This is a genomic window from Bacillus sp. PSXD-155 (assembly GCF_049310765.1).
In the GTDB taxonomy this organism is placed as follows: domain Bacteria; phylum Bacillota; class Bacilli; order Bacillales; family Bacillaceae_G; genus Bacillus_A; species Bacillus_A cereus.
In genome coordinates this window covers 1-3,434 of the sequence record NZ_JBMOWC010000118.1, presented here as the reverse complement: position 1 = coordinate 3,434, position 3,434 = coordinate 1, and the positions used below count along the sequence as shown (strand labels likewise).

Below are 3,434 nucleotides of genomic sequence, written 5' to 3'. Positions count from 1 at the left end.
TCGTTATGGTTACCGTCGCATTCGTGATGAATTAACGAATCGTGGCCAGAAAGTGAACCACAAGAAGGTTCAGCGCATTATGAAAGAGCTTGGGTTAAAGTGTGTTGTGCGTATGAAGAAATATAAATCCTATAAAGGAAAAGTCGGTAGAATTGCACCTAATATTTTAGAGCGTAATTTTCATACAGATGCACCGAATCAAAAGTGGGTAACAGACATCACAGAGTTTAAATTGTTTGGAGAAAAACTGTATGTATCACCTGTATTAGATTTGTATAATGGTGAAATTATTACCTATACAATTGGTTCTAGACCGACGTATTCGCTTGTTTCAGGCATGTTAGAGAAAGCATTGGAACGTTTACCTGAAACCCACCAGCTACTGATGCATTCGGATCAAGGATGGCATTATCAAATGAGACAGTACGTCCGGACACTTGAATCAAGAGCTATCGTCCAGAGTATGTCTCGAAAAGGCAACTGTTACGACAACGCAGTAATAGAAAATTTCTTTGGGATTATGAAGTCGGAGTTCCTCTACATAAAAGAATTTGAAAATGTAGAGCACTTTAAAATAGAATTAGAAAAATATATAGATTATTATAATACGAAACGGATTAAGGCAAAATTAAAAATGAGCCCAGTACAATACCGGACTCACTTTTATCAAGCTGCCTAATGAAATAACCGTGTCTAACTTTTAGGGGTCACTTCAGACATAAAACTGTCATGCTCTTTTATTTTTTTCTTTTATTTAAAATTTAACGATAAAAAAAATCCTTTAAATAATAATTTTTTATTGTAAAACGATAAATTTTGTATTAAAATCAAAATCATAATAAATGAGTGAGGTGCTTTTGTTAAAAGGTAACAACCTTATTTTTAAAATTAGAGGAGGTATAACTATGAATATTAACAATTTGATTGTTAAAAATATGGATAACCCCCATGAGTTGGAGAAGATGTATAGAAAAGATCCGAAAGCTTTTAAAAAAGCATTCTCACAAGCATGGGACCAAAACCCTGATTCTCAGGTTCTAGGTGCTTGGTATGAAAGGTTGCATTTCAAGGAGAAAGTAAATAAAGAAAAAACATCTTTGTTTCAAAAAGGTTTCTTATTCATGGGCCTTTTAGCTATTCTGGCCGGCATAAGCACCAGGATCATTTTCCACTTTGTTGAGCAGGAAGCAATTGCTCCAATTAACTTGGCTTTTGGTGTAATTCCCTTTATTGCTGCTTATTTTGTTTACAATAATACTCCCAAAAAAAGTATTATTTATTCCCTTGTAGCGTTGTTCCTAATTTCCGGGATGTATCTTAATACGTTGCCAGTAAATTATAAAGACAGTACCATCCTTGCTTATTTACATCTTCCTATATTTTTATGGGTCTTAGTAGGGCTTGCGTTTACAGGAAATGAATATTTAAAAGGCAGTACAAGATTAGCCTATATTAAATTTAATTTAGAATATTGTCTTCTCTACGGGAGCATGGCAGTGAGCGGAATGATACTAGCAGTATTCACCATGCGTTTATTTAGCTTTGTTGACTTAGATATAGGAGAATTCTATTTTAGTAATGTTGTTTTATTTGGAGCAGCGGCTCTCGCTATTGTGGCTGCATACTTAGTATCAATGAATCTTAAGTTTGCTAAAAATATTACACCATACATATCTAAAATTTTTAGTCCTCTCGTCCTGATCACGTTGCTTATCTATCTTATAACGGTAATTTGGGTCGGGAAAAATCCGTTCTTGGATCGCAATTTCCTAATGGCCTTCAACGGAATCCTCCTTGTTGTATTGGCTGTTACCATATTTTCTATCGTTGAAAGTGACTCGGACGAGAAAAAGAATATTTCAGATTATATAAATTTTTCCTTAATTGTTCTGGCGCTTATTATTGACACTGTCGCATTGTCAGCCATAGTATTTAGACTTTCTTCTTACGGGATTACGCCTAATAGACTTGCTGTTTTAGGAGTAAACGTAGTGATTTGGGCAAATCTCATTTGGATTATGTTTGCCTATATGCGTTTCTTGCAAAATAAATCAGGACCAAAAGCTATCCAAGATGCCGTTACGAAGTATTTGCCAATATACGGACTTTGGGCAGCTTTCGTTATATATACGTTTCCTATCATTTTTAATTAGAAAGGATCTGTTAATGTAACGAAAAGTTAATTCTCTATAACATATAAAATTTTTAGAGCCGATCATTTTATAATTGGTATTATTAAGTTTGTAGTTTCGGTAATTTCATTTGTATTGATAAATAAGAAATAAGTGTTGTATGTAATCTTTCCATAATAAAAAACGTCCCAAAATGGGACGTTTTTTATTATGCGTATTGCCGTTTTTTCTTAATAAGCAACAAAACTTGTGAAACAAAAGCTAGTACCGGTAACTCAATCAACGGTCCAATAACGAGTGCAAGTGCGATAAGAGGCTCGTCTGGAAAAGCTGTTACAGCGATAGCGAGTGCAACAGGTGAGTTTCTTGCTAACGTTGTTAAGCTTAGACTTACTGTATCTTTGTAAGATAAATGCATGATGCGCCCGATAAATTGTCCTAGTAAGAAATTAATGATGAAGAACAATAGAACAGGAACGAGTAATAATAAAACGACATTCATATTTTGAAGTAAATATTTACCTTGTGATGCAAACATCGCTACTATTGCTAAACTTAAAAATACAATTTGAGCAGAGCTGAAAAACGGAATGAGTTTATTCTCGAGAGTTTCAGCTTTTTTCATTTTATTCATAATGAATTTTGTAGCGTGTGCAAGTATAAATGGTAAGACGATTACGATAACAATACTTTCTACTAAAACAGAAACCGCTACAGTTTTCATGACACCAGCAAATAAAAATAAATAAATTGGAAGGAGTAGTACTTGCAAAATTAAATTTACAGGTAAAATTGCAGTAGAAAGTGCTACATTTCCTTTCGCTATTTCAGTAAAGATTAAGTACCAATCTGTGCATGGAGTAACCATTAACATTATAAATCCAACCCAAAGTGCTGGATGATCTGAAAGAAATAGTGCTCCTAATCCCCAAGCGAGTAAAGGTGTCCATAAGAAGTTAATAGTAAGACTTGTTCCAGCAAATTTTAAATTACGAAATCCGTTTTTTATTTCTTTTAATGGGATGCTGAGGAATAATCCATATAGCATGAAAAATAAGAAGGGGACAATAAACTGGTCTGAATACGTATGTATCATATTAAATTGTCCGAGTACGATGCCGCATGTAACAGCAAAAAGAATAATAAAAGTTTGAATCTTTTCTATAGTGCTCATGAATAAATCCTTTCTATATATGAATTTTCCTCTCTAAGTTTATTATACAAGTAATAAAGATGTATTTGGTGTTCAATTGTATTTTAGTTAATATTTTTAAATTGAGATTTTATTTTTTATTAAAAGTT

3 protein-coding genes are annotated in these 3,434 nt (G+C 33.2%); 2 read left to right on the top strand and 1 reads right to left on the bottom strand.

Going from position 1 to position 3,434, the window contains the following annotated elements; genetic code table 11:
• Both ACO6VI_RS32835 and ACO6VI_RS32830 read left to right on the top strand, forming a co-directional pair.
• The coding region (locus ACO6VI_RS32835; protein ID WP_422423579.1) for an IS3 family transposase at nucleotides 1-679 on the top strand (679 nt) is incomplete at its 5' end.
• A 226-nt stretch (nucleotides 680-905) separates the two neighbouring features.
• Nucleotides 906-2,153 (top strand): DUF4153 domain-containing protein, encoded by a 1,248-nt coding sequence (locus ACO6VI_RS32830; protein WP_088020853.1) that lies wholly within the window; start codon nucleotides 906-908, stop codon nucleotides 2,151-2,153.
• Nucleotides 2,154-2,340: 187 nt separating this feature from the next.
• On the opposite strand, the gene ACO6VI_RS32825 is transcribed toward ACO6VI_RS32830, so the two are convergent.
• A complete protein-coding gene (locus ACO6VI_RS32825; protein ID WP_000103823.1) occupies nucleotides 2,341-3,306 on the bottom strand; it encodes an arsenic resistance protein in 966 nt (321 codons plus the stop codon).
• Between the last annotated feature and the right edge of the window lie 128 nt (nucleotides 3,307-3,434).